27 protein-coding genes and 1 pseudogene are annotated in these 26,203 nt (G+C 65.9%); 9 read left to right on the top strand and 19 right to left on the bottom strand.

The genetic code is table 11. From position 1 onward, the window contains the following. Window positions 1-22 precede the first annotated feature (22 nt). From DM992_RS36975 to rbsK, 3 genes are read right to left on the bottom strand one after another with little or no spacing between them, the layout of a single operon-like run. Window positions 23-1,075 carry an aldose 1-epimerase family protein gene (locus DM992_RS36975; protein ID WP_111021138.1) on the bottom strand — a complete coding sequence of 351 codons (1,053 nt, stop codon included), beginning with the start codon at window positions 1,073-1,075 and terminating at the stop codon, window positions 23-25. A 2-nt stretch (window positions 1,076-1,077) separates the two neighbouring features. Then, window positions 1,078-2,451: an L-fucose:H+ symporter permease gene (gene fucP, locus DM992_RS36980; protein WP_111021140.1), complete on the bottom strand. Its 1,374-nt coding sequence runs from the start codon at window positions 2,449-2,451 to the stop codon at window positions 1,078-1,080. 41 nt (window positions 2,452-2,492) lie between these two features. After that, on the bottom strand, window positions 2,493-3,419 hold the full coding sequence (rbsK, locus tag DM992_RS36985) for a ribokinase (protein WP_111021636.1): 927 nt from the start codon (window positions 3,417-3,419) through the stop codon (window positions 2,493-2,495). 422 nt (window positions 3,420-3,841) lie between these two features. Between rbsK and DM992_RS36990 the strand changes: the two genes are divergently transcribed. The 4 genes from DM992_RS36990 to DM992_RS37005 all read left to right on the top strand — a co-directional run bounded on the left by DM992_RS36990 (window position 3,842) and on the right by DM992_RS37005 (window position 6,783). Beyond that, a complete protein-coding gene (locus tag DM992_RS36990) occupies window positions 3,842-4,648 on the top strand; it encodes a transporter substrate-binding domain-containing protein (RefSeq protein ID WP_034184581.1) in 807 nt (268 codons plus the stop codon). Window positions 4,649-4,713: 65 nt separating this feature from the next. After that, entirely contained in the window at window positions 4,714-5,400 is a 687-nt protein-coding gene (locus DM992_RS36995) for an amino acid ABC transporter permease (RefSeq protein WP_111021142.1), read from the top strand. Then, window positions 5,397-6,047: an amino acid ABC transporter permease gene (locus tag DM992_RS37000; RefSeq protein WP_111021144.1), complete on the top strand. Its 651-nt coding sequence runs from the start codon at window positions 5,397-5,399 to the stop codon at window positions 6,045-6,047. Before DM992_RS36995 ends, DM992_RS37000 begins: the two co-directional genes overlap by 4 nt. Then, window positions 6,034-6,783: an amino acid ABC transporter ATP-binding protein gene (locus tag DM992_RS37005; RefSeq protein WP_111021146.1), complete on the top strand. Its 750-nt coding sequence runs from the start codon at window positions 6,034-6,036 to the stop codon at window positions 6,781-6,783. The genes DM992_RS37000 and DM992_RS37005 overlap by 14 nt, the downstream gene beginning before the upstream one ends. A 313-nt stretch (window positions 6,784-7,096) precedes the next feature. Here the strand turns inward: DM992_RS37005 and DM992_RS37015 are convergent, their stop codons facing one another. Together DM992_RS37015 and DM992_RS37020 are read right to left on the bottom strand one after the other, a co-directional pair. Then, the gene (locus DM992_RS37015; protein WP_162631827.1) at window positions 7,097-7,774 is read right to left on the bottom strand and encodes a hypothetical protein; all 678 of its coding nucleotides are present in this window, start codon (window positions 7,772-7,774) and stop codon (window positions 7,097-7,099) included. A 63-nt stretch (window positions 7,775-7,837) separates the two neighbouring features. Further along, on the bottom strand, window positions 7,838-8,695 hold the full coding sequence (locus DM992_RS37020; protein WP_111021149.1) for a PhzF family phenazine biosynthesis protein: 858 nt from the start codon (window positions 8,693-8,695) through the stop codon (window positions 7,838-7,840). A 390-nt stretch (window positions 8,696-9,085) separates the two neighbouring features. On the opposite strand from DM992_RS37020, the gene DM992_RS37025 reads away from it, so the two are divergent. Continuing rightward, window positions 9,086-9,715 carry a CoA pyrophosphatase gene (locus DM992_RS37025; RefSeq protein WP_111021151.1) on the top strand — a complete coding sequence of 210 codons (630 nt, stop codon included), beginning with the start codon at window positions 9,086-9,088 and terminating at the stop codon, window positions 9,713-9,715. A 36-nt stretch (window positions 9,716-9,751) separates the two neighbouring features. On the opposite strand, the gene DM992_RS37030 is transcribed toward DM992_RS37025, so the two are convergent. Continuing rightward, window positions 9,752-10,729, bottom strand: a complete 978-nt coding sequence (locus DM992_RS37030; RefSeq protein WP_111021153.1) for an AraC family transcriptional regulator — start codon at window positions 10,727-10,729, stop codon at window positions 9,752-9,754. A 94-nt stretch (window positions 10,730-10,823) separates the two neighbouring features. Between DM992_RS37030 and DM992_RS37035 the strand changes: the two genes are divergently transcribed. Further along, entirely contained in the window at window positions 10,824-11,657 is an 834-nt protein-coding gene (locus DM992_RS37035; RefSeq protein ID WP_111021155.1) for an oxidoreductase, read from the top strand. 289 nt (window positions 11,658-11,946) lie between these two features. After that, window positions 11,947-12,783 carry an alpha/beta hydrolase gene (locus DM992_RS37040; protein ID WP_111021157.1) on the top strand — a complete coding sequence of 279 codons (837 nt, stop codon included), beginning with the start codon at window positions 11,947-11,949 and terminating at the stop codon, window positions 12,781-12,783. Window positions 12,784-13,158: 375 nt separating this feature from the next. Here DM992_RS37040 and DM992_RS43180 read toward each other — a convergent pair whose 3' ends face one another. The 3 genes and pseudogenes from DM992_RS43180 to DM992_RS37060 all read right to left on the bottom strand — a co-directional run. Then, on the bottom strand, window positions 13,159-13,608 hold the full coding sequence (locus DM992_RS43180; RefSeq protein ID WP_239511483.1) for a hypothetical protein: 450 nt from the start codon (window positions 13,606-13,608) through the stop codon (window positions 13,159-13,161). A 335-nt stretch (window positions 13,609-13,943) separates the two neighbouring features. Further along, a complete protein-coding gene (locus DM992_RS37055) occupies window positions 13,944-14,597 on the bottom strand; it encodes a YitT family protein (protein ID WP_111021159.1) in 654 nt (217 codons plus the stop codon). A gap of 135 nt (window positions 14,598-14,732) precedes the next feature. Continuing rightward, window positions 14,733-14,924, bottom strand: a pseudogene (locus tag DM992_RS37060) (aminotransferase class IV); the annotation flags it as partial. 191 nt (window positions 14,925-15,115) lie between these two features. Between DM992_RS37060 and DM992_RS37065 the strand changes: the two are divergent. Beyond that, a complete protein-coding gene (locus tag DM992_RS37065; protein WP_111021181.1) occupies window positions 15,116-16,264 on the top strand; it encodes a porin in 1,149 nt (382 codons plus the stop codon). Between the two features lie 91 nt (window positions 16,265-16,355). Here DM992_RS37065 and rfbB read toward each other — a convergent pair whose 3' ends face one another. The 10 genes from rfbB to DM992_RS37115 are packed head-to-tail and all read right to left on the bottom strand — an operon-like array spanning window position 16,356 to window position 25,492. Continuing rightward, window positions 16,356-17,360, bottom strand: coding sequence for a dTDP-glucose 4,6-dehydratase (gene rfbB / locus DM992_RS37070; protein WP_111021183.1), 1,005 nt, complete (start codon window positions 17,358-17,360; stop codon window positions 16,356-16,358). Continuing rightward, window positions 17,357-18,241 (bottom strand): dTDP-4-dehydrorhamnose reductase, encoded by an 885-nt coding sequence (gene rfbD / locus DM992_RS37075; RefSeq protein WP_111021185.1) that lies wholly within the window; start codon window positions 18,239-18,241, stop codon window positions 17,357-17,359. Before rfbD ends, rfbB begins: the two co-directional genes overlap by 4 nt. Continuing rightward, a complete protein-coding gene (gene rfbC, locus DM992_RS37080) occupies window positions 18,238-18,810 on the bottom strand; it encodes a dTDP-4-dehydrorhamnose 3,5-epimerase (protein ID WP_111021187.1) in 573 nt (190 codons plus the stop codon). The genes rfbD and rfbC overlap by 4 nt, the downstream gene beginning before the upstream one ends. Further along, window positions 18,807-19,703 carry a glucose-1-phosphate thymidylyltransferase RfbA gene (gene rfbA, locus DM992_RS37085; RefSeq protein ID WP_111021189.1) on the bottom strand — a complete coding sequence of 299 codons (897 nt, stop codon included), beginning with the start codon at window positions 19,701-19,703 and terminating at the stop codon, window positions 18,807-18,809. The genes rfbC and rfbA overlap by 4 nt, the downstream gene beginning before the upstream one ends. A gap of 41 nt (window positions 19,704-19,744) precedes the next feature. After that, the gene (locus tag DM992_RS37090) at window positions 19,745-21,115 is read right to left on the bottom strand and encodes an MFS transporter (protein ID WP_111021191.1); all 1,371 of its coding nucleotides are present in this window, start codon (window positions 21,113-21,115) and stop codon (window positions 19,745-19,747) included. Further along, entirely contained in the window at window positions 21,112-21,831 is a 720-nt protein-coding gene (locus tag DM992_RS37095) for an ABC transporter ATP-binding protein (RefSeq protein ID WP_111021192.1), read from the bottom strand. The genes DM992_RS37090 and DM992_RS37095 overlap by 4 nt, the downstream gene beginning before the upstream one ends. Further along, entirely contained in the window at window positions 21,828-22,610 is a 783-nt protein-coding gene (locus tag DM992_RS37100) for an ATP-binding cassette domain-containing protein (RefSeq protein ID WP_111021194.1), read from the bottom strand. Before DM992_RS37100 ends, DM992_RS37095 begins: the two co-directional genes overlap by 4 nt. Then, the gene (locus DM992_RS37105) at window positions 22,607-23,494 is read right to left on the bottom strand and encodes a branched-chain amino acid ABC transporter permease (protein WP_111021196.1); all 888 of its coding nucleotides are present in this window, start codon (window positions 23,492-23,494) and stop codon (window positions 22,607-22,609) included. Before DM992_RS37105 ends, DM992_RS37100 begins: the two co-directional genes overlap by 4 nt. Then, window positions 23,487-24,380, bottom strand: a complete 894-nt coding sequence (locus DM992_RS37110; protein WP_111021198.1) for a branched-chain amino acid ABC transporter permease — start codon at window positions 24,378-24,380, stop codon at window positions 23,487-23,489. The genes DM992_RS37105 and DM992_RS37110 overlap by 8 nt, the downstream gene beginning before the upstream one ends. 17 nt (window positions 24,381-24,397) lie before the next feature. Next, on the bottom strand, window positions 24,398-25,492 hold the full coding sequence (locus DM992_RS37115; protein ID WP_111021200.1) for an ABC transporter substrate-binding protein: 1,095 nt from the start codon (window positions 25,490-25,492) through the stop codon (window positions 24,398-24,400). Between the two features lie 307 nt (window positions 25,493-25,799). Here DM992_RS37115 and DM992_RS37120 point away from each other — a divergent pair, with 307 nt between their 5' ends. Further along, window positions 25,800-26,147, top strand: coding sequence for a RidA family protein (locus DM992_RS37120; RefSeq protein ID WP_111021202.1), 348 nt, complete (start codon window positions 25,800-25,802; stop codon window positions 26,145-26,147). Window positions 26,148-26,203: the final 56 nt, after the last annotated feature.

Genomic DNA, 26,203 nt, shown 5'->3' on the forward strand with positions numbered 1-26,203 from the left:
CGCAACGCGGCCGCGCATCGTTTCACGCATCGCGTGCTTCCGCCGCGCTCAGGTAGCCGGTGACCACGTCGAAGCGGCGCGTTGCCCCCGGCGCGAGCGCCGCGACATGGCCCTTGCGGCGTTCGGCTTCATACCCCTCCGGCTCGCAGGTCGACGGCAGCGCGAACGCGGCGACCTGCTGGTCCGCGTTGTGCAGGATCCAGCGCGTCGCATGCGGGAACTGTTCGGGGCGGTACGCGGTGTGGAATGCGCCGCCGTCCGGATGCGCGAGCAGGAAATGCGCGACGCCGTCTGCATCCGTTTCCGCACCGTCGATGAAAAACACGATCTCGGGGTCGTACAGCGCGGGCGTATCGAGCGTCGCGAGCCGTTCCGGTTCGCATGCGAGCGTGGCCGTATAGTCGCGCCACGCGGCGGTCGGCTTCACGTGTGCGGGCACACTGTCGCGCAATCGCAATCCGCCGCGCGGCAGCGATTGCACGAAACGGCCGCCCGGCACGTACGCATAGTTCAGGTGTGCCATGTACATCAGGTCCATCGGCGTGCCGCCGAGATTCGTCACGGCCATCGCGATCGTCATCTGCGCGTCATGCTCCGCGAGCCGCACCGACGGACGCGCGACGTAGTGGCTGCCGAAGCCCTGCACGTATTCGTATTCGCCGGTCACTTCGACCGTTGCGCCGTGCGCATCCGTGCCGACGATCAGGCTCGCGCGATCCATCGGCGCACACGGCATCTCGCCGTGCAGCGCGTGCGTGTCGTCCGGGCCCGGGCAGCCGTTGCGCAGCAGCCCGCTGTGGAACATGAAGCAACCGTAGGTATCGATGATCGACGCCGCGCGCTTCGGCTGCCGGAACATGTGCTTCATCGTCAGGTCGCGGCCGTCGAACGCGGCGGCCCAGATCATCTGGCCGAGATACGGCAGCACGACGACGTGGCCGCGGCGGTTCTCGAGCTTCAGCGCCTCGACGCCGGACGGATACGCGAACGCGGTGACGGTGATGCCGTCGGTGCGGTACAGCGTGCGCGGAGCGTCGCGGAAGTCGTCGCGCCGCAGTTCGATCTCGCCTCGCATGGTTACGCTCCCGACGTGGTGCGCGTCGCTGCGTAGCGCGCGGGTGTTTTGCCGTCGGCTGTCGCGTCGGGCGTCGCGGCCGGCAGGTGGCGCAGGCAGTAGAAGCCGTAGTAGACGATCACGACGAAGCACGCGAGCGGCACGACGAACGCGAGTTGCATGTTGCCGCCGGTATGGTCGGAGATCAGCCCCTGGATCAGCGGCACGACCGCGCCGCCGACGATGCTCATCACGAGGATCGAGCCGCCGTATTCGGTGTCCTTGCCGAGGCCGTCGATCGTGAGGCCGTAGATCGTCGGCCAGCACGGGCCGAGGAACACGCTCACGCACACGGCCGCATAAACTGCCGTGATGTTGTGCACGCCGATCGTGTACGCGAGCAGCGCGATGCACAGGATGCCGTAGACGATCAGCACCTTGGCCGGGCCGACACGCTTCATCACGAGCGTCGCGACCAGCTTGCCGACGAAGAACGCGAAGAACGTCGCGAGCAGGTAGTGCGATGCGTCGCGCTCGGTGAGGCCGCCGATTTGCATCGCGAGCCGGATCGTGAAGCTCCATACGCCGACCTGCGCGCCGACGTACAGGAACTGCGCGACGACGCCTGCGACGAAGCGCCGGTTGCCGAACAGGCGTGCGAGCGTGCCGCGCGCGTCGATCTTGTGCGTGGCTGCGCCAGGCCCGTTGCCCTTGCAGGCCGGGTAGGGCGTGAGCGCAAACACGATGAACACCGCGACGAGCACGACGATCAGCCATTTGTACGGCTCGAGCGTGGCCTGGATCATCGCGAGCTGGTGCACGTGCGCGTCGGCCGCCGACATCGCCGCGAGTTGCGCATGCGACGCATCGCCTTCCTTGAAGATCAGGAAGCTGCCCATGTACACGCCGGCCATCGCGCCGAACGGGTAGAACGTCTGCGAGATGTTCAGCCGCCGCGTGCTGGTGTCGCGCGGGCCCATCAACGTCGAATACGAGTTCGACGCCGTCTCGAGGAACGACAGGCCCGCGGCGATCACGAACAGCGCGACGAGGAACATCCCGTACTTCGCCATCGATGCGGCCGGGAAGAACAGCAGGCAGCCGGTCGTGTAGAGCAGCAGGCCGACGAGGATCGTCGTCTTGTAGCTGAACTTCTTCACGACGGTTGCGGCGGGGATCGCGAGGAAGAAGTAGCCGAGATAGAACGCGGACTGCACGAACGCCGATTCGAAGTCGGACAGGAAGAACGACTTCTTGAACTGCGCGATCAGCACGTCGTTCAGGTTCGCGGCGGTGCCCCACAGCGCGAACAGGCAGCACAGCAGCGTGAATGCGAAAAGCGGCGTGCGGTTCAGGTAATAGCCGTCGGGTGTGTGTTCGATTCTGGCTCGGCTCACGGGTGTCTCCTTCCCAATTGTCTCGTCGATGAAGGCGCCGGTCAGAGGCCGGCGTCGCGGAGGAAGCGTTCGAACGTCGCGGCGTCGGCGTACGACTTCTGCGTGCCGAGGCCCGTGACCGAATGCGCGGCGTACGCGGATGCGTGGCGCATCGCGTCGAGCGCGTCGCGCGACGCGGCATAGCAGCGCGCGAAGCAGCCGATATACGCGTCGCCGGCGCCCGTCGTATCGCGCGCGTCGACCGGCACGCCCGGCACGTGCCGCAAGCCGTCGCGCGACACGAGCAGCGAGCCCTTGTCGCCGAGCGTGACGAGCACATGCTTCAGGCCGCGCGCGACCAGCGCTTCGGCGGCGCGCGCCGCGGTGTCGCGCGAATCGACCGGCATGCCCGACACGATCGCGAGCTCGGTTTCGTTCGGCACGAAGAATTCGACGGAGCGGATCCGCTCGAAATCGAGGTCGGCTACCGCGGGCGCGGGGTTCAGCAAAACGGGGATGCCGTGGCGCGCGCCGAACGCGATCGCGTGATAGACGGTGTCGAGCTCGATCTCGAGCTGCAGCACGATCAGCGCGCATTCGGCGAGCATCGGCGCGGCCGCATCGATGTCGGCCGGCTTCAGGTGGCGGTTCGCGCCCTTGACGATCAGGATGCTGTTGCTCGAATCGGGTTCGACGAAGATCGGCGCGACGCCGCTCGGCACGCCGGCGACCTTGCGCACGTGCGTGGTGTCGATCCCTTCGCGCTCGAAGTTGCGGATCGTGTTGTCGGCGAACACGTCGTCGCCGACCTTCGTCACCATCACGACGCGCGCGCCGAGGCGCGCGGCCGCGACTGCCTGGTTCGCGCCCTTGCCGCCGCAGCCGAGCTCGAAGTTCGGTGCTTCGAGCGTTTCGCCCCGGGCGGGCATGCGCGTGACATAGGTCACGAGGTCGACCATGTTGCTGCCGATGACGGCGATTGTCTCCATCTGCGTCTCTTCCTTGGTATGGGGTGCGCCGCATGCGTGGTCGGCGGCGGCCTGCAACGAGTGATAATAAAATCACATTAGATGTGAAAATGCAATCTCCTGATGTTATAGGGGTCACTATTTGGGATGGGGATGTGCGGTGGTTTTACTGGCGGTAGCTGGCGTGCCTCGCGCGATCGCCGGCCGATTCGTCTGGTCAGACTGGTCGGATGGTTTGGTGCATGGGCGCGCGCCGCGAACGGGCAACCGCGGCATTCGGCATCGAATCATGCACCGAAATGAGGAATACATTTCGGCACGCTTGGCGGTTATTGCCGACAATTGAAGCGGCAAGCGGGGGTGGCCCGGTTTTTGCTGAAGTGGGCATGGCCGCGCAACGGTTGCGCGCTGCCCGACGACAGACGAGACAAGGAAGACTCACCGTGAATTCGATCACCCGACCGTTCCCCCGACGCGCATGGCTGGCTGCGCTGATTGCCGCGCCCGTGATGGCGCTGTTTGCCGCCGCGCCTGCGCGTGCCGACGCGCTCGACACCATTGCGAAAAGCGGCGCGCTGCGCGTCGCGGTGCCGGAGGACTATCCGCCGTTCGGCTCGGTTGGTACCGACATGCAGCCGCAGGGCTATGACATCGACATGGCCGAACTGCTTGCGAAATCGCTCGGCGTGAAGCTGAAGCTGGTGCCCGTGAACAGCGCGAACCGGATTCCGTATCTGACGACCAACAAGGTCGACATGGTGATCTCGTCGCTCGGCAAGACGCCGGAGCGCGAGAAGGTCGTCGACTTCTCGACCGCGTACGCACCGTATTTCCAGGGCGTGTTCGGGCCGGCCGACGTGAAAGTGAGCACGCCCGCCGACCTGAATGGCAAAACGGTCGGCGCCACGCGCGGCGCACTCGAGGAGATCGCGCTGTCGCAGCTCGCACCGAACGCGACGATCAAGCGCTTCGAGGACAACAACGCGACGATCCAGGCGTTCCTTTCAGGGCAGGTGCAATTGATCGCGGCCGGCAACATCGTCGCAGCAGCGATTCTCGCGAAGAATCCGCCGCGCCGGCCCGAGGTCAAGTTCGTGATCAAGAATTCGCCGTGCTTCGTCGGCGTGAACAAGAACGAAGCACGCCTGCTCGCGAAGATCGACGACGCGATCGCACATGCGAAGCAGGACGGCACGCTGAGCGCGATGTCGAAGAAGTGGCTCGGCCAGCCGTTGCCTGCCGGCCTGTGAGCGATCGCCGCCGTGCCTGCGACGGCGCGACGATCGTCGTCTGAACCCGATCCTTCCCATCTGTCATGAGCTATCAGCTTCGATTCGGCGAGCTCGCCGAATACGCCGGCATGTTCGCGAGCGGCGCGGCGACTACGTTCGCGCTGACCGCCGTCGCGACCGTGCTCGGCGTTTCGATCGGCGTGCTCGGCGCGGCCGCGTACAGCGCCGACGCGCGCGCGGCCGTGCGGCTGCGTCCGTTGGTCGGCGCGTACGTCGAGGCGGTTCGCAACACGCCATTCGTCGTGCAGCTATTCTTTATCTTCTTCGGATTGCCCGCGCTCGGCGTGCACATCGACGAATACACGGCCGCAATTCTCGCGATGACGCTGAATCTCGGCGCGTACTCGGTCGAGATCGTGCGCGCGGGCGTCGCCGCCGTGCCGAAGGGGCATCTCGAGGCCGCCGCCGCGCTTGCGATGTCGCGCGCGCAGATGCTGCGCCACGTCGTGTTGCCGCAGGCGCTCGCGAAGGTGTTTCCGGCGCTCGCGAGCCAGATCGTCATCACGATGCTCGGCTCGGCCGTCGTGTCGCAGATCTCGGTGGCCGATCTCACCTACGCGGCGAGTTATATCCAGTCGCGCAATTTCCGCTCGTTCGAAACGTATTTCGTGATCGCGCTCGCGTATCTGGCGATGGCGCTGCTGCTGCGCGCCGCGCTTGGCTCGATGGGGCGCCGCCTGTTCTCCCGCCGTGTGCGAGGTGCACGATGATCGATTTCACGTTCGGGCAGATTCTGGCAAACCTGCTGCTCGCCGCACGCTGGACGGTCGTGCTGTCGATCGTGTCGTTTCTGTCCGGCGGTCTCGTCGGCCTCGGGTTGCTCGTGATGCGCGTGTCGAACTCGCGCGTGCTGCGCAGTTGCGCGAAGCTGTACATCGAGGTGTTCCAGGGAACCCCATTGCTGATGCAGCTGTTTGTCGTGTTCTTCGGCCTGCCGCTCATCGGTCTCGATGTGTCGCCGTGGGTTGCGGCCACGGCCGGCCTCACGTTCTTCACGAGTGCATATCTCGCGGAAATCTGGCGCGGCTGCGTCGACGCGGTGCCGAAAGGGCAGTGGGAGGCATCGGCAAGCCTCGCGATGAGCTACGTCGAGCAGTTGCGTCATGTGATCCTGCCGCAGGCCGCGCGCATCGCGATCGCGCCTACGGTCGGGTTCGGCGTGCAGGCCGTCAAGGACACGGCGCTGGTGTCGATCATCGGCTTCACCGAGCTGACCAAGGTCGGCGTCGCGATCTCGAACGCGACGTTCCGTCCGTTCGTCGTGTACGGGCTCGTCGCGCTCATCTATTTCGCACTCTGTTATCCGCTTACCCGTTACGCGCGCACGTTGCAAAGGAGATGGAATGCCGCTCGTTGAAACCCGTGGTCTCGAAAAGAATTTCGGTACCCATCATGTGCTCAAGGGCATCGATTTCTCCGTCGAACGCGGGCAAGTCGTGTCGATCATCGGCCGCAGCGGTTCGGGCAAGAGCACGCTGCTGCGCACGCTCAACGGGCTCGAGAGCATCGATGCGGGCACGATCGCGATCGACGGAGAACGCGTCGATGCGCGACACGCGGACTTGCGTGCACTGCGGCTCAAGGTCGGAATGGTGTTCCAGCAATACAACCTGTTTCCGCATCTGAGCGCCGGACAAAACGTGATGCTCGCGCAGTCGGTCGTGAAGAAGTCGCATCGCCAGCAGGCGCGCGCGATCGCGGAGCTGATGCTCGAGCGTGTCGGCCTCGGCGACAAATTCGACGCGTTTCCGGAACAGCTGTCGGGCGGTCAGCAGCAGCGCGTCGCGATTGCGCGCGCGCTCGCGATGAAGCCGAGCGTGCTGCTGTGCGACGAAATCACGTCGGCGCTCGACCCGGAACTGGTCGGCGAGGTGCTGGGTGTCGTCGAGCAGCTCGCGCGCGACGACATGACGTTGATCATGGTCACGCACGAGATGAACTTCGCGCGCGCGGTGAGCGACAAGGTGGTGTTCATGCATCAGGGCAGGGTCTGGGAAAGCGGGACGCCGGAGGAGATCTTCGCGCGACCGGGGACGGTGGAGTTGAAGCGGTTCCTCGGGGGGCTTCAGAAGGCGGAAGATAGCGTGAGCTGACGCCGGTCCGATCCGCGGATGTTAGTGATGGCGCTTGATCTGCTCCGGGCCGCGGTGGCGTGTTGCTCGCGTCGCACGCGAGTTCTCTCGGCGCGGCGGTCACGCTGATCGCGATCGCGAGCCTGTTCGCGTTCATGGCGCCGCAGGCGTGCTGGTCGCTGCTGCGGGAGATCATGCCGCGCGATCGCGTTCGTGCTGGCTGGTGCGTCGGCGCTCGCCGGTGCGGTGATTCTCGCGTTCGCGGTGGGCTCGCGTGCGGTCGCGCAGATGCGCGACGCCGTCTGACGCAACCACGCGGCGGTGCATACGACGCTCACGCGTATGCGTGGATCAGCGTGTCGAGATTGCGTTGCGCGAGCGGCGTGAGCGGCGCGAATTCCGCCGATTGAAACAGTGGGACTTGCCCGCGCAACTGTTCGAGCGCCTGCTTGCGGCCCGCGCGGAAGGTTGCCGACGGCGCATCGGGATCCTGCGCCCATTCGCGTGCGATCGCGCGGTCGTATTCGCGCAGCCGGTCGGGTGTGGCTGCGAGGATCGCGAGATCGGCGTCGAGAAAAATCCGCCCGGCGCGCTGCAGGTCCGGATCGGACGCGAACGTATCGGGCAGCCGGTGCGACTTTGTCGCGAGCACGAGGTCGTGTGCAGCGGACACATGCGATGCGTGCGCATGCAACCACGACTCGGTGCAGCGTTCGTTCGTGACCTGAACGAGCCAGCGCGCGCTGCGCGCTTCGTTGTCCGCATAGTCCGGCAGCGTCGTCGCGTAGACGAAATCGTGCGCCCATACGGTGAGTTCGATGGCTGGCCACAGCGGATCCGTGCGATACGGCGCGAGGTGTTCGAACAATTCCGCCAGGTGTGCGAGCGTGTGGTAGAAACGCTGCGGCTCGCTGTATGCACGCTCGACGAGCGGCCAGATCGCGGCCGTGCCGAAGCAGGCGTCGCAGGATGCGCGCAGCGTGCGGGCGAGGCCGGAGGTGAGCGTGTTCATGTCGACGATCGTTTCGGGCAAGCGATGCGCGCAGCATAACAAACGCGGCGGCACGTGCCGCTTCTACACGTTGACGGCACCGCGCCCGAGTTCGATTACGCGCCCCCCGACACCGATTTCGCCGTTTGCGCTGACCGACAACCTCAGCCGGCAAGGCCGGCCGACGGTGTCACCCTGCTCGACCTGAAAGGCCGCAGGCAGATCGTGTTTGGCGGCAAGCAGCCAGCCACCGAGGTTTGCGCAAGCCGATCCGGTGCCCGGGTCTTCCGAAATGCCGCCTTGTTTCACGAAGAAATAGCGGGAGACCACTTTCCCGGGGCGCTCGGCGTCGAACGCGAACACGTAGGCGGTCTTGCGGCCGAGGCTGCTTTTCGGCCAGATGTCGAGGCATGCGCTGTCGGGCTGTGCGCGGCGCACGGCGCCGGTGTCCTTGAGTGCGACCAGCAGTTGATCGGCGCCTGTATCGACCCAGATCGGGGGCGCGAGCAGATCGTCTGCTGTCAGCCCCAGCAGTGCCGCCGTCCGGGCATCGGACAACTCGCACGCTGCCGTTTTCGGCATGCCCACGTGCGGCGCGGTGAACATCCACACGTCGTCATGCGCATTGACGTTGACAACCCCGGCCTTGAACTCAAGCGCGAGGTCATCGCCTGCTTCGAACAGGTCGCGCACGACATGCGCGGTGCCGAGCGTCGGATGGCCCGCGAAGGCCATTTCATACCCCGGCGTGAAGATGCGGACCCGCGCATGCGCGCGGTCCGACGGCAACACGAAGGTCGTTTCGGACAGGTTGAACTGCTCGGCGAGTGCCTGCATGGTCGCGTCGTCCATGCCGCGCGCATCTTCGAATACGCAGAGCGGGTTGCCGCCGAACGTGGCTTCGGCGAATACATTCAGCAGGCGGAAGGCATACGTGGTCATTTGGATCTCGCGTGGATGCAACGATCACCGGATTGGGGCAAGAGCTTGCCGGCTGTTTGCGCCGGAACCGTGAACGCATGTCGTTGCGATGCAGTACGCCATTGTGCCTGCAAGATTCGATGAAAGGCGCAGCATACGTGCCGTCTGTTTTTCATGCATGATCAGGTTTCTCCGGCTGGTCGACGGCGATCCGATCCGGGAATTCAGATTCCCGCGATACCGGCGGATATTTTTGCGTTCGAGCAGACAGTCGCGCTCGAGCGTGCGCCGTTTGCGACCGCATGCGAACACGGATTCCCTCGATTTCGCGGCAACGACGCCGTTCCCGGCAACCCATGTCGGGTTCGGTATCGCCCGGAGCTTGCAGATTCAAGCGTGCAGGAGGAAGACATGGCATCCGGCAGCAGTGTCCTGGAAACGATCGTACGCGGCGTGGAAGGCCTCCGGATCCCTGCCGAAACGGATTGGCTCGCGGCGAAGCAATATCTGGCCGACAACGATCGACAGTGGAAACTCTCGGCTGTCCTGGTGGCGATCGTCGCGCGGCGCGAGCCGACGATCCTGCTGACCAAGCGTTCGTCGGGGCTCAGCGAATACTCGTCGCATGTGAGTTTCCCGGGCGGACGTCCGGCGGATTCCGACGGCAGCATCGGCGCGACTGCGCTGCGCGAAGCGTTCGAGGAAATCCGCCTCGAGCCCTGCGCGATTCGGGTGGTCGGGTGCTTGCCGATTCATAAAACCAGAAAGCGCAATCACGCGATCTTTCCCGTGATCGGCATCGTGCCGGAATCGGCCGAATGGGAGGCGGCACCGGCCGAAGTCGAGGAGATCTTCGAGTTTCCGTTCTCCACGCTGCTGAATCCGGATCTGCCGCGGCAATACACCGACGGCGAACGCGCAGGCGCCTGGTACTGGGCGGATCAGACGCAGGACATCTGGGGCGTGACCGCGCTCATCCTGAAGTCGCTGGCAAGTCTGGTTCTCGACGCTGCGCGCGGCGGGGCCACACGTCGCGACTAGGTTCACGCGCCGGACCGCCATCCGGCCACGCTCACCTCAATGCGACGACACGAACACCGCATCCTCGAACGCCTCCGGAATCGCGAAGCTGTCGCGCATGCGCTGTGTCTCCTTCGCCGGCGTCAGGCCGAACAGACGTTTGAATTCCCGGCTGAACTGCGACGGGCTCGTATAACCGACCGCGTAGCCGGCCGCCTCGGCCGTCAGGTCCTGGCGCACCATCAGCAGCCGCGCCTGATGCAGGCGCGTCGACTTCAGGTACTGCATCGGCGACACCTGTGTGACCGCCTTGAAGTGGCTGTGAAAGCTCGGCACGCTCATGCCGGCCTCGTCGGCCAGTTGCGACACGTCGAGCGGCTGCGCGTAATCGGCATGGATCACGCGCAGCGATCGGCCGATCCGGCCGAACTGCCCGCGCATCGCGAGTGCGCTGCGCATCGCGCTTCCCTGCGCGCCGGTCAGCACTCGGAAATACAGCTCGCGAAGCAGCGCCGGACCGAGCACCGCGGCTTCGAGCGGCCGCTGCATCGCCTCGACGAAGCGCAGCACCGACGCGTGCATCGCTTCATCCATCGGCGTCGACATCATGGTCCTCGGCGCCTGTACGTGCTCCGCTATGCCTTCGCGGTCGATCTGCGCCGCGAGTTCGGCGGCCATCGTGAAATCGAGGTGCAGGTACAGCGCGAGAAGCGGGCGCTCGGGCGTCGCGTCGGTTTCCATGCTGAACGGGACGGGCACGGACACCGCGAGGTAGTGGTGCTCGTCGTACAGATAGCGTTCGCCGCCGAAGTAGCCGCGCTTGCAGCCCTGGCAGACGATCACGATTCCCGGGTCGTACAGCACCGGCGTGCGCGACAGTGCGCGGTTCGAGCGCAGGATGCGCACGCTCGGCAGCGCCGTCAGGTTGTAGCCTTCGTCGGGCGCCAGCGTGCGCAGCAGCGCGACCAGGCGTTTCCGGTTTCGCGGTGATGACGGCAGCGACGGTTGTCGGGGGGAGGATGGCTCGGTGTTCATAGTTTTGTGCAAGAAAATAAGCGGAATCTGGCTTATTCGACGTTGTTCGTCAGACTAGTATGCATGCTTCAATCGACATTCGGGAGAAGCGAACATGGCATCCGGCAACATCATGCTCATCACTGGCGTCAGCAGCGGCTTCGGCCGCGCGCTCGCACAGGAGGCGCTCGCGGCCGGCTACACGGTGGTCGGTACCGTGAGAAGCGCGCAGGCGGCGCGGGAATTCGAAGCGCTGTCCGCGCAGGCTGCTTTCGCGCGTGTGCTCGACGTGACCGATTTCGACCGCATCGACGGCATCGTCGCGGAAATCGAAGCGAACGTCGGGCCCGTCGACGTGCTGGTGAACAACGCCGGCTACGGGCACGAAGGCATCATGGAAGAAGCGCCGCTCGCCGAGATGCGCCGGCAGTTCGACGTGAACGTATTCGGCGCGGTCGCGATGATGAAGGCCGTCGTGCCGTTCATGCGCGCGCGCCGGCGCGGCCGCATCCTGAACATCACGTCGATGGGCGGCCACATCACGATGCCGGGAATCGCGTATTACTGCGGCAGCAAATTCGCGCTGGAAGGCATATCCGAAACCGTCGGCCAGGAGCTCGAGCCTTTCGGCATTGCGGTGACGGCCGTGGCGCCCGGTTCGTTCCGCACCGACTGGGCCGGCCGCTCGATGGCGCGCACGCCGCGCTCGATCGCCGACTACGACGCGATCTTCGACCCGATCCGCAAGGCGCGCGAGGAGAAGAGCGGCAAGCAGTTGGGCGATCCCGCGAAGGCTGCGCGGGCGATGCTCGCAATCGTCGCGGCGGAACATCCGCCCGCGCACCTGTTGCTCGGCAGCGATGCGCTGCGGCTGGTGCGGAACAAGCTGTCGGCGCTGGAACAGGAAATCCGTGCGTGGGAGGCCGTGACGGTGTCGACGGACGGCTGACGATCGGCCGGGCGGGGCGCGCGAATCCGGGTGCCCCATTGCCGGTGTTTTGCACGGACATCGTCGACGCGATGCAGCACGGCAGGAAAGCGCGTCGATCGGCAGTCGGCCCGACTTGCCGCGCGTCCCGTCCGGGCGCACCGGCATCGCTCGCATCGCGGGCGTTTATTTCCCGTCGGTGGATGATCGGCGGTCGCGGCGCACCGTGGCATCACGGTTTCACAATAAAGGCTGATAATGGCTGCCGGCCGGTACGCCGAGTTCGTCCACCTCACAGGAGTCAATCGCGATGCCATACGTCACTACGAAGGATAACGTCGAGATCTTCTACAAGGACTGGGGCCCGAAGGATGCACAGCCCATCGTCTTCCATCATGGCTGGCCGTTGTCGTCCGACGACTGGGATGCGCAGTTGCTCTTTTTCGTTCAGAAGGGCTATCGCGTGATTGCGCACGACCGGCGCGGCCACGGCCGGTCGGCGCAGGTGTCGGACGGCCATGACATGGATCATTACGCCGCGGACGCGTTCGCGGTCGTCGAGGCGCTCGACCTGCGCAATGCGGTGCATATCGGTCATTCGACCGGCGGCGGCGAAGTGGCCCGCTACGTCGCGAAGCACGGCCAGCCGGCCGGTCGCGTCGCGAAGGCGGTGCTGGTCAGCGCGGTGCCGCCGCTGATGCTGAAAACCGAATCGAACCCCGAAGGCTTGCCGATCGACGTATTCGACGGTTTCCGGAAGGCGCTCGCCGACAATCGCGCGCAGTTCTTCCTCGACGTGCCGAGCGGCCCATTCTACGGTTTCAACCGGGCCGGCGCGACGGTGCATCAGGGCGTCATCCGGAACTGGTGGCGGCAGGGGATGGCGGGCAGCGCGAAGGCCCACTACGACGGCATCAAGGCGTTTTCGGAAACGGATCAGACCGAGGACCTGAAGTCGATCACCGTCCCGACGCTCGTGCTGCATGGCGAAGACGACCAGATCGTGCCGATCGCCGATGCCGCGCTGAAGTCGATCAAGCTGCTGCAGAACGGCACGCTCAAAACGTATCCGGGTTATTCGCACGGCATGCTGACGGTCAATGCGGACGTGCTCAACGCCGACCTGCTGGCGTTCGTGCAGGCGTAACGGTGTCGGCAGGCGAACCGGCAGCGCGGTTGGACACGGCTGCCGGTTCGCCTGCCGCATCCAACATGCGTTGCATTGCGACAGCCCCCGCCGAGTCCGTTCTCCGATTCAAGCTCCTTGAGCCGGCGGGCGTCGACCACATCCATGCCGCCGAACTTATCCATCGAAAGACGCGCTGCGTTGCGGGCGTGAGCGTGTCATGCCCCATCGTTTTTGGAACTGCGATAAACAACGGGGCTGGATTGAAAAATGGAAACCCAGCCCCTGGCGCCGAATGTCGGTAGTTTCCGGATTGTTTAAAGTTTATCGAATGGCAAAGCGGGTGGCCGGTGAGCCATTCGCGCAATTATTGCCGTGGATAAACATATTTCAGTTTTAGGAATATGCCGAGTAAATCAGCGGATAAACTTCCTTGGCGTTGAATGAATAGACGCCGTCGCTAATGGTTGCCAGCAGGTTGCCGGTGGCGTCGGTTTCGATCTTGTCGATCTTGCCGGCCTTGCAAAGCGCCTGCGCGGAAGCGTACGAGGAGACGAACATCAGGGCCGAGAAAAGCACGGTCGCAATCTTTTTCATGTTTTTTCTTAGGGTAATAACGAGTGGAGTAACGCGGTTTGGTGTCGCATGGCCATGCCCGGAACTACATGCCTGCTTTTCCGTATCGCTGATTCTCAAGTGTCGAGAAGTCTGCGATGGCCGGGTCAGGAAAAACTCGTGAGAATCAATTTCGGAAATAATATTCCGGCCCTCCGTTATTTGGTCGATTTTGAGTCGCGATGTTGCGGCGCGGAACACAGGCTGTTGATTGGATTCGCTGGATTCCATCTGAATTAAATTGTCGCTTTCCCGATCCGATAATTTTTAGAATTAACTTTGTTTTCGTAAATTTTTGGTGGGGCTGTTTTTGTTTATTGATTGCTGTTGGAATTTGAATAATCGGCGATGAATATTGATTCGATGAAAAGATCGACGGCATCGGCATCCATCCAAACGCTCGCGATCTGCGCGTCGAAGGCGGGCCGCGTGTCGCGAAACGCGGCGCGCGCATCAGCTGCACCGGGGACTTGCGTTTGATATGTTCAATGGCTTTCCCGTGCTTCGGTCGGCATGAGGCTGCCGATACCGGCTGGACGCGATGTGCCGGTATGTCGACCGGCCGCTCAGGGCGCGGTACCGGTATAGCGGCCCGGGCGATGCCATGCGACGACCATCGCGCTCATGGCGACGGCGCTGATCGCCGACCAGCCGACGCGATCGGCCTGAATGACCAGCGTGGACGTCAGCAGGATCATCGCGTCGATACACACTTGGGTAATACCGGCGTTTATGCCTCGCACGCGCTGCAGCCACAATGTGACGACACCGGTACCGCCGACGCCCGCGCCGTGCCGCGCGAGCGCAAGAATGCCCATGCCGCACAGCGTGCCGCCTGCCAATGCCGCGAACAGCGGGTTCACGAAGGCAATTTTCAGCGTCCGGGGCATCGCCGCGAGCGCGAATGTGATGCCGCAGCTCGCGATCGTCGATTTGATCGCGAAACGTGGCCCCATCACGAAGTGCGCGAAGATGAAGAACGGCAGGTTGACCAGCGTGAAGATCGTACCCACCGATAATGGACAGAGGTACGAGACGAGCAGTGCAATGCCGGCGATCCCGCCGGTGACAAGTCCGGCCGCCTTGAGCAGGACGAGCCCGATAACCACAAAGGCCATGCCGACTGTCATCCCGTAGATGTCTTCGAGCACGGAGTGCGGCGTTGCGCTTGTGTCGCGTGTCGGAATGGCGCCGGATACGGCGCCTGATTCGTGCTTCATGATGTCTGCAGCCACATCGGGACGGCGGATCGAATCCTCCCAGGTCGATCGCGCCGCGGGTTCCTGGTACGTGCCGATGTCTCCTGGCGGCGCGCGTCAGGCAGCTTACCCAGGCAAAATTATTTGGGCAAATCGCTCGAATGCGTACGGCGACTTATCGACGGCGATACCTTCACGCGTCGCCAGTTCGATAGTCGACGCGCGCGTGATGCCCGGCAGGATCGAGCTCGACAGCGGCGGCGTGCGCAGCGAGCCGTCGTCCAGAACGAAGAACACGTTCATGCCGCCTGGTTCCTCGATCCACTTGTGTCGAGCGGCGTCGAGAAACTGCTATCCGTTTTTCGTACCTCCAAACAGCCCCCGTTTCGAAGAGCACCTTTCCACCGCAGGGGACTAACAGCGGAAAAACGGCTCATTACACTGCGCCCGTCGCATCGCCGAGAGACCTCGACGCGGCACGCATACGCAGCGCACAAGCGTTGCGACCGGAAAACGAAAGACTTTGGGGGGAAATCGTCATGAACAAGCGTTGGGGGATCATCGCGCCCGCCGCCATGCTTGCTGCCGCCGCGCATGCACAAAGCAGCGTGACACTGTATGGCAAGATCGAGGACGGCATCAACTACACGAGCAATGCACGCGGCCACGGAACCGTGCAACTGCAGAGCGGCTACGATTACGGTAGTCGCTGGGGTATCAAGGGCACCGAGGACCTCGGCGGAGGCTACCAGGCGATTTTCACCCTCGAGAGCGGCTTCGACGTCAACAACGGAAAAATGAGCCAGGGTGGCCGGGAATTCGGCCGTCAGGCCTTCGTCGGTATCGCGTCGGATCGTTACGGCACCGTGACGTTCGGCCGTCAGTACGATCCGAGCGTCGACGTTTTCTCGCCGCTCACCGCAAACGGCAACTGGACTGGCTATCTGTTCGCGCATCCGTACGACAACGACAACACGGACTACTCGTTCCGCGTGAACAATTCGGTCAAGTACGTGTCGCCCGTGTGGCACGGGATTACCGCGGAGGCAATGTATGGATTCAGCAACCAGGCGGGCGGCTTCGCGAACAACCGTCTGTATGGCGCCGCGCTGCAATATCAGCAGGGCGGGCTGACGGTCGGCGCGTCGTATTTGAAAATCAACAACGCCCGCAATGCGGATTCGACCGGCGCGATTACCGGCGACAACACGTTCGATGCGTCGTCACAGCAGAACATCGGCATCGGCGTGAACTACGCGTTCTCGAATGCCCTCGTCGGGTTCACGTATTCGCACGTCGACGTCTACGATCCGACGTCGAACGCGTATTTCACCGGTACGACGCAGCCGGCGGGCGGTGCGTGGAAATCGTGGAAATTCGACAACTTCGAGGTGAACGGACTCTATCACTTCACGCCCGCGTTCTACATCGGTGCGGCGTACACGTACACGCAGGCTCGCGTCGCTTCGACGGTCGGCGCGTTCAATCCGAAGTGGCATCAACTGAGCACGAAGTTCAATTACGACATGTCGAAGCGGACGTCAGTGTTCGTGGAAGGCGTCTACCAGCACGCGATGAACGCGCACACCGGAACCGACTTCGACTACGCGTACGTTCCGGGCGCCGCCGATATCTCGTCGGGCCCGAACCAGTACGTCGTGCGTGTCGCGCTGCTGCATCACTTCTGAGACCGACGCCGTTCGCGAATGCCGCACACCGTGCGGCAGCCTCCGATCCGCATGACGGACGCGATGGCAGTGTCGAGTGACGTCAGGATGCCTACAGGTACCAGTCGAGCGTCTTCAGGATGCCCGTCTCGAAGGTTTCCGCCGGCTTCCATCGAAGTTCGCGCTCGAGCTTGCCTGCGTCGATCGCATAGCGGCGATCGTGGCCGGGGCGATCGGCGACGAAGTGCTTGAGGCGCGCGTGCGGCGCGCCCTGCGGCCGGCGCACGTCCAGCAGCGAGCAGATCAGGTCGACGATGTCGGCGTTGCGCCACTCGTTGCATCCTCCGACGTTGTACGTCTCGCCGACCGTGCCGCGCCGGATCACGGCATCGATCGCCCGGCAGTGATCGTCGACGTATAACCAGTCGCGGACGTTCGCGCCGTCGCCGTAGAGCGGAATGGGCACGTCGTTGACGCAGCTGCGGATCACCGTCGGGATGAACTTCTCGACGTGCTGGCGCGGGCCGTAGTTGTTCGAGCAGTTGGTCGTCGTGACCGGCAGCCCGTACGTGTGGAAGTACGCGCGCACGAGATGGTCGGAGCCGGCTTTGCTGGCGGAATACGGCGAATTCGGCGCGTACGGCGTGGCTTCCGAGAACGGTGGATCGTCCGGGGCGAGCGATCCGTACACCTCGTCGGTGCCGATGTGATGGAAGCGGCGCTGCGCGAGCGCGTCGGCGTTCCGCTCCGTCATCCAGACCGTGCGCGCCGCGTCGAGGAGGGTCCAGGTGCCGACGACGTTCGCGCGCACGAATTCGCCCGGGCCGGTGATCGAGCGGTCGACGTGGCTCTCGGCGGCAAAGTGGACGATCGTGTCGATCGCGTGGTCGCGCAGCAGGCTCTCGACGAGCGGCCGGTCGCAGATGTCGCCGAGCACGAAGCGGTGGCGGCCGGTGTCTTCCGAGCCCGCGAGATGGTCGAGGCTGCCGGCGTAGGTGAGCAGGTCGAGATTGATGATCCGGACCTGCGGATCCGTCGCGAGCAGGTAGTGGACAAAGTTGGCGCCGATAAACCCGGCGCCGCCGGTGACGAGGACATGTTTCGGTCGATGGCTCATGAGGTTCGTTTCCAGGTATCGAGCACGTCGGCGAGCGCCGGGATCCAGCACGGCGCCTCGATGCCGAAATGCTCGCGAATGCGGGTGCAGTCGAGTGCGGAGTTCGCCGGCCGCGGCGCTGGCAGCGGATAAGCGGCCGAGCGGATCGGGCGCACGAGCGGGATGCGATCGATGAGGCCGGCGCGCCGTGCCTGCCCGAAGATCGTCTCGGCGAACCCGTGCCAGGTCGTGACGGGTGTGCCGCACAGGTGGTAGGTGCCCCAGCGCGTGATGGCGCCCGTGCGGTGGCGATCCGCGATCGCAAGCAGCGCGTCGGCGACCGCGCCGGCGTGCGTCGGGCCGCCGTACTGGTCGGCGACGACCGCGAGTTCGTCGCGCTCGCGGCCGACCCGCAGCATCGTGCGCACGAAATTGCCGCCGTGCGTGCCGAACACCCACGCGATCCGGAGGATCAGGTGCGCATCCGGCAGCCGCTGGCGGACCGCTTCCTCGCCTGCCCATTTGGTGTGCCCGTAGACACCGAGCGGCGCGACGCCCGCCGCTTCGTCGTACGCGCCTTGCGCGCGGCCGTCGAACACGTAGTCGGTCGACAGGTGCAGCAACGGGATGCCGGCCGCGGCGCACGCGTCGGCGAGCGTCGCCGGGCCGGCGCAATTGGCGCGCCATGCGGCGTCGGGTTCGGTTTCCGCGCGATCGACGGCCGTCCACGCGGCCGCATTGATCACGAGCGTCGCGCGGTGCGTGGCGAGCGCTTCGCGGACGGCTCGCGGATCGGCGATGTCGAGCTGCGCGCGGGAGAGCCCGATGGCAGGGCGCGCGCCCGCGCGCAGCAGGAGTTCGCGACCGACCTGGCCGAGCGCGCCGGTCACGACGATCGTCATCGCCGGGCTCCGTGAAGGTCGGGCGACGCCGGCGCACGGTCGCGCAGGCGCGGCTGTCGGCGATCCTTGTCGGACAGCTCGAACGGCACGTCGAGCGCGGGCCATTCGATGCCGATGTCGGGGTCGTCCCACAGCACGCCCGCGTCCGACGACGGATCGTAGTACGCGGTGCACTTGTACGCGAAGTCGGCCTCGTCGGACAGCACGCAGAAGCCGTGCGCGAAGCCCGGCGGAATCCACAGCTGGCGATGCGACACGTCGTCGAGCACGGTGCCGAACCAGCGTCCGAGATGCGGCGAACCGGGCCGGATGTCGACCGCGACGTCGTACACGGCGCCACGCGACACACGCACGAGCTTGCCCTGCGGATGCCGGAACTGGTAGTGCAGGCCGCGCAGCACGCCGCGCCGGGAGCGCGAGTGGTTGTCCTGCACGAAGCCCGCGTCGACGCCCGCGTCGCGCAGCCAGGACTCGCGATAGCTTTCGACGAAGAAGCCGCGCGCGTCGCCGAAGCTCGCCGGTTCGATCAGCAGCACACCCGGCAGCGTCGTCTCGATGACGGACGTCATGCGGCGACCTCCTTGTTCAGCACGTCGAGCAGGTAACGGCCATAACCGCTTTTCGACAGCGCGTGCGCGAGCGCTTCGAGCCGCTGCGAGTCGATCCAGCCGAGCCGGTACGCGATCTCCTCGGGGCACGCGATCTGCAGCCCCTGGCGTGCCTGCATCACCTGGATGAAATTCGCCGCATCGAGCAGCGACTCGTGCGTGCCGGTGTCGAGCCACGCGTAGCCGCGGCCGAGGATCTCGACGTTCAGCTTGCCGTTCTCCAGATAGGCGCGGTTCAGGTCGGTGATCTCCAGCTCGCCGCGCGCGGACGGGCGCACCTCCTTCGCGAGCGAGACGACGTCGTTGTCGTAGAAGTAGAGACCCGTCACCGCGTAGTGCGATTTCGGGTCGCGAGGCTTCTCTTCGAGATCGATCGCCCGCCCGTGCTCGTCGAACGAGACGACGCCGTAGCGCTCCGGGTCGCGCACGTAATAGCCGAATACCGTTGCGCCCGTCGTACGCGCGGCGACGCGCTGCAGCAGCGACGACAGCGCCGGACCGTGATAGATGTTGTCACCGAGCACGAGCGTCGCCGCGTCGTGTCCGATGAACGACGCGCCGATCACGAACGCCTGCGCGAGCCCGTCCGGGCTCGGCTGCACCGCGTACGAGAAATTCATGCCCCACTGTTCGCCGTCGCCGAGCAGTTGCCGGAACGCATCGAGATCGCGCGGCGTCGAGATGATCAGGACGTCGCGGATGCCGGCCAGCATGATCGTGCTGAGCGGGTAGTAGATCATCGGCTTGTCGTACACCGGCATCAGCTGCTTCGATACCGAATGCGTGAGCGGATGGAGCCGGGTGCCGGATCCGCCCGCCAGAATCAGTCCCTTACGGCCAGTCGCTGTGTGCATGATGTCCTCGCTGTGATGAAGAAGGGCGGGCCGCGTGCGCGTCAGCCCGGGTCGATGCGTCGGAACACGATCGCGAAGCCTGCCAGGTAGACGGCCGCGATCACCGCGAAACCGGCGGCGGTCGCGCGGTCCGGGTCGGCGATCGCGTGCAGCACGACCGACGCGATCGCGACGCCGACCAGCGAGCCGATCTGCCGGCTCGCGTTCAGCGATGCGGCGGCGAGATTCGCATCCGCGGGGCCGGCCGACTGCATGACGACGAGATTCATCGCGGGGATCGCCTGGCCTGCGCCGAAGTTCGCGATGGCGACCGAGATCGCGAGCGCCGCGTAGGGCAGCGCCTCGATGCCGATCAGCCCGGCGCTGCCGAGCGTGGCGAGCGCGAGGCCCGCGAGCAGCGTGCCGCGCGGGCCGAGCCGCGCGCTCACGCGGGCGGACGCGAGATTGCCGATGCCGAACATCGCCATCAGCGGAAACAGTTCGAAGCCGGCGCGCAGCGCGCTTGCGCCGCGCGTCTGCTGCAGGTAAAGGCTCAGCAGGAAGATTTCCGCGAGGATGCCGAAATTGATCGCGAGCCCGAGCAGGCCGCCCGCGACGAAGCGCGGGTTGCGCAGCAGCGCGGGCGACAGGATCCGGTGGCGGGCGCGGCGTTCGCGCCACACGAATGCGGTGCCGGCAGCGAGCGTCGCGGCCGCGCCGGCGACGATGGCGGGCGAGCGCCAGCCGGCGCCCGGCCCCTCGATCAGCGTATAGCTGAGCGCCGCGAGCGCGAGCACGCCGAGCAGATGGCCGAACGTGTTCAGCGGGCCGGGATGGCGCGGCGAGTGCCCGACGTGGCGGCGCGTGAGCCACAGTCCGGCCAGACCGACGGGCAGGTTGACCCAGAAGATTCCGCGCCAGCCGATCGCGTCGACGAGCACGCCGCCGACGCACGGCCCGATCGCCATCGCCGCCGATACCAGTGCGCCCCAGATGCCGATCATCCGCGTGCGCAGCGGCCCGGCCGGAAACGCCAGCGTGAGCAGGCTGAGCGAGCTCGGCATGAAGAGCGCGGCACCGACGCCCTGCAGCAGCCGCGCGGCGACCAGCATGCCGCTCGTCTGCGCGGCCGCGCACAGCACCGACGCGGCGACGAACAGCGCGAGCCCGGCGACATAGATCGTACGCGGCCCGTAACGGTTCGCCAGCGCGCCGCCGAACAGCAGCAGCGCGGCGAAGCTGAGCGTATAGGCATCGACCACCCAGACGAGTGCCGTCAGCGACATGTCGAGACTCGCCTGCATCGCCTTCAGCGCGACGTTCACGATGGTCACGTCGAGCATCGCCATCACGAAGCCGCAGGCAAGCGCGACCATCACACGCGCGGGCTGGGCGGCGGTCGCGCCGGCAGCTGGGGCGGCGTTCGTGCTCATGCCGCGCGGCCGCCGAGATAGAGGCGCCGCATCTCGTCGCTGTCGAGCAGTTCGGCCGACGTGCCCGTCAGCGCAACGCGGCCCATCGTCAGCACCACGCCGCGGTCGGCGATGCGCAGCGCCTCGAGCGCGTTCTGTTCGACCATCAGCACCGCGATGTGCTCGGTATCGCGCATCCTGACGATCGCGTCGAACACCTCGTCGACCATCTTCGGCGACAGGCCGGCCGACGGCTCGTCGAGCAGCAGCAGCACGGGGCGCGGCATCAGCGCGCGTGCGAGCGACACGATCTGCCGCTCGCCGCCCGACAGTGCGCCTGCGGGCGACCGGTAGCGGCGCCGCAGCACCGGGTATTGCTCGCACAGCTCCTCGATCCGTGCTTCGCGCGGGAACGCGGACATCGCGTGGCCGCCGAGCATCAGGTTCTCGCGAACCGTCAGCGCGCCGAACACGTTGTCGGTCTGCGGAACGAAGCCGATGTCGTGCTCGCGGATCTTGCGGTGTACCGGCACGCGCGCGATGTCGCGGCCGTGCATCGTGACCGTGCCGGCGCGCGGCAGCACGAAGCCGGCGATGGCCTTGAGGAGCGTCGACTTTCCGCAGCCGTTCGGGCCGAGGATCGTGACGATGTCGACCGGCCCGACGGAGAGCGATACCCCGTGCAGGATGTCGATGTCGGGTGTATAGCCGGCGATCAGATCGCGGACGTCGATCATGACACCCCCAGCGGACGGCGCGCATGCGCGCGGCCCAGGTAGGCATCGAGCACGCGCCGGTTGCTCTCGAGTTCGGCGGGACGGCAGTCGGCGATCGCGGCGCCGCGATCGAGCACGATGCAGCGGTCGCACAGCTCGCGGATGAAGTGCATGTCGTGCTCGATCACGACGAGCGTGACGCCCTGTCCGCAGATGCGGCGCAGTTCGGCGACCAGCTCGCCGCGCAGGTTGGGGTGGACGCCCGCGGTCGGTTCGTCGAGCAGCAGCAGCTTCGGCTCGGTCATCATCGCGCACGCGATGCCGAGCAGTTTCTTCTGGCCGCCCGAGATCGCCGCGGCGCCGAGCTGCGCGACGTGTGCGAGCTTCAGCTCCTCGAGCAGCGCGGCGGCGCGTGCGCGGGTTTCGGCTTCCAGCGTGCGAGTCGCGCGACTGCGCAGCAACGCGGCGACAGGCCCGTGACGGGCCGACGACGCAGCCATCGCCAGCTCCAGAACCGACATGCGCGCGGGCATCGACGGCAACTGGAACGTCCGGCGGATGCCGAGCCGCGCGATCCGGTGCGGCGCAAGCGTGTCGATGCGGCGCCCGGCGAAGCGGATCGCGCCTGCCGCGACGGGAGCGAAGCCCGTGATCGCGTTGAGCGCCGTGCTCTTGCCCGAGCCGTTCGGACCGAGCAGCCCGACGATCTCGCCGTCGCCGACGGACAGCGTGAGGCCGGACAGCACCGTGTTGTCGCCGTAGCGTATCGTGACGCCTTCAAGCTCGAGCAGGGCGCTCATGGGTGAACCTCCAGTCGTTCCGGCACAAGGCCGCGCGGGCGCCACAGCACGCATGCCAGCAGCATCAGGCCGACGAGGCCGAGGCGCACCGCACCCGCGAGGTCGCTGCCGATGCCGAGCCAGTCCTTCAGAAACGGCGCGATCGCGTAGACCGCCTGCACGATGAGCGCGCCGGCCAGCACGCCCGCATGGCTGCCGAGCCCGCCGACCATGACGATGGTCCACAGCGCGAAGGTTTCGGATGCCACCATCGTGTCCGGGCCGACGTAGCTGATGTACCAGGTGAGGAGCGCGCCCGCGAACGCCGCGGGCAGCGCCCCCGCGACGCTCGCCCGGGTCTTCAGCGCGACCGGGTCGTAGCCGAAGCAGACGGCGAGCGCGGGCTCCTCGCGCATCACCTTCAGCGCGCGGCCGAAGCGGCCGGTGGTCAGCAGCCGGCATGCGGCGTATGCGACGGCGAGGCCGCCGGCTGCGACCGCGAGGAACGCGAGGTCGGCCCACGGCGCGCGCAGCCCGGGAAAGAGCGGCGCGATGCCGCCGATGCCTTGCGCGCCGCCCGTCAGCCAGCCTTCGTTCAACGCGAACGTGCGCAGGATCTCGGCGATCGCGAGCGTCGCGATGCCCCAGTAGTCGGCCGACAGATGGCGGCCGAGCCGCGCGATCGCGACGGCCAGCACGCTCGCCGCACCGGCCGCGAGCGCGAGCGCGGCCGGCAGCGGCCAGCCGAGCTGCGACGCGATGCCGGCGGCGTAGGCGCCGAGCCCGGCGAACGCGACGAAGCCGAAATTGACGAGCCCCGCATAGCCGGCCTGCAGGTTCAGGCCGAGCGCCATCGTCGCGTACAGGCACGCGACGGTCAGCAGATGGACGATGAAACTAGACACGACGCACCTCCCTGTCGAAGATCCCGTATGGCCGGAACACGAGTGCGACGAGCAGGATCGCGAACGACACCGCGCCGACGTATTCGACCGGAAAGAACGCGAGCGGCCGGCCGACCAGCCCGCCGAAGTCGACGTCGAGCGCGGTCGTTTCGGCGAACGCGATCAGGAGCGCGCCGGCCGCCGCGCCGAGCGGATTGCCGAGGCCGCCGAGGATGGCGGCGGAAAACACCGGGATCAGCAGCCCGTAGCCGAGGTTGACGTGCACGCTTTCGGTCGCGCCGAGCATGGTGCCGCCGAGCGCCGCGAGCACGCCGCTTGCGAACGTGATCACGTTGGTCACGCGCTGCGCGTCGATGCCCGTCGCGAGCGCGAGCGCGCGATTCGACGCGAGCGCGCGCATCGCGCGGCCGAGGCGGGTGCGGTACAGCAGCAGCGCGAACACGGCGAGCGCGACGGCGCCGCACGCGATCGAGCCCGCCTGCGCGGACGACATCGCGACGCCGCCGACCATCAGCGGCGGACGCACCGCCTGCGCATACTGCAGCGGCCGCGAGCCGGCGGCGCCGAGCATCAGCGCGACGGCGAGCAGCGACACGGCGAGCGAACCGATCATCGCGACCGCGCTGCCCGAGCGCAGCAGCCGCGTGAACACGAACAGGTTCAGCAGCGTCGCGGCAAGGCCGACCGCCACGCACGACACGGCGGTCGCGAGCGCGAACGGCAGGCCTGCGCGCTCGAACCCGAGGGTCGCGAACGCACCGAACATCGCGTACTGGACGTGCGCGATGTTCGGGAAGCGAATCAGCGAATACAGCGTCGACAGGCCGACCGACACGAGCAGCAGGTCGGACGTGCGCATCAGGACATCGATCAGGAATTGCAGCATCGCGTTGCTCCCGGTGGCTAGCGCGCGACGACGGATTGCCGGTACACGACCTTCTCGTATGGCTGCACCGTGCGCTGGCCGTCGGCGTCGAAGGCGATCGTGCCGGTCACGCCCGTATACGGCTGGCTGGCCGAGAGCGCTGCGCGCACCTTCGCCGGATCGGCCGATTGCGCGCGGTTCATCGCGGCGGCGGACAGCATCGTCGCGTCGTACGCGTAGCTGCCGAACGCCGAGCGCGGCGCCTCGTGGTACGCGGCGCGATAGTCGGCCGCGTACGCGGCGGCACTTGTGCCGAGCGCCGCGACCTCCAGGCCGATCTGCCCCTGCGCGATCTGGGCGGGCGTGTCGCTCGTGCACATCGTCAGGTAGATCCCGTACCACGGCCGCTGGTTGAGGCGCATCTCGAACGCCTGCCGGTTAAGCGTCGCGGCTTCCTGTCCGTACGCGCTGTACACGTAGCCGTCGGGCTGCGCGCGCGATGCCTGCTCCAGCTCGCGCCGGTAGGTCGACTGGCCCTCGGTGTAGAGCACCGTCGAGACGATCGTGCCGCCGAGCGCCTCGAAGCGCTTCCTGAACTCGGCCGCGATGCCCTGGCCGTAGCCGTTGTTCGGTGCAATCAGCGCGACGCGCCGCAGTTTGCGGTCGTACACATCCTGCGCGGCGAAGCGCGCGGACAGGTCGTCGAGCCCGATTGCGCTGAACGAGCCCGCGCCGATCTTGCGGACCTGCTGGCTCGACGAACCGATGTTGATGTGCACGTCGCCCTGACGCACGAGGAACTGCCCGACCGGGATCGTCACCGACGAAGAGAATTCGCCGAGTACGAGCGGCACGCGCTCGACCGTCGCCAGCTTGCGCGCGGCGTCGAGCGCCGTGTTCGCCGTGCCGCCCGAATCCTCGATCCGCACCTGCAGCTTCTGCCCGAGCACGCCGCCTTGCGCGTTGATTTTAGCGACCGCGAGTTCGATCCCGCGCCGCTGGTCCTCGCCGATCGACGCGCTTGCGCCTGTCAGCGGCAACACGGCGCCGACGCTGACGTCGGCGTGCGCAGGAAATGTCGCCCACGCGCCGAGCGCGACGCAGATCCCGAGACTCCAGCAACCCAGCTTCATTTTTGTTCTCCTGAATGCGTGTTGAATTGCGTTTGAAATACAAAAGTGTCGACAGAATCACAGAACAAAAATCGTTGGCAAACACTTTTTGAACGGATGTGGCGAAGTTCGTAAAACGCACCGATGGTCACAAGAAAATGCCTTGTTTTAAAGCGTTAAATGCACAAACTCAGCGACTGTAAACACCAGCGGCGGGCATATGCTCCAGATTGGCGCGGCATCGAATATTTTTGAAAAAAGTGTATACAGTCCTGAATATGGATGCTTAGAATTCAACCCACTCGATACGGAAAGCGGAGGCGGTGCGATGGAGATCAGGCGATATGGCGCAGGCGAGCGGATGAGCCAGCTCGTGGTCGCGGGCGGCTTCGCGTTCATTGCCGGACAGGTTGCCGACGACACCGCACTCGACGTCGCCGGCCAGACCCGCCAGATCCTCGACAAGATCGACCGGCTGCTCGACGGCGCGGGGCTCGACAAGCGCCGGATCGTGTCCGCGAACATCTGGCTTGCCGATCACCGGAGCTTTGCCGACATGAACCGGGTCTGGGACGCATGGGTGCCGCAGGGCGACGCGCCGGCGCGCGCATGCGTGGAGTCGGCGCTCGCGTTTCCCGAGTACACGGTCGAAATCGCGGCGATCGCCGCGTTCTAGGGTCTGTTTCCAGATGGAACGCACATGCGAATGCCCGAAATCGCTCGTAGGGCAAG

Origin of the sequence: Burkholderia sp. JP2-270, from assembly GCF_003233675.1 — a bacterium.
Classification (GTDB): domain Bacteria; phylum Pseudomonadota; class Gammaproteobacteria; order Burkholderiales; family Burkholderiaceae; genus Burkholderia; species Burkholderia pyrrocinia_C.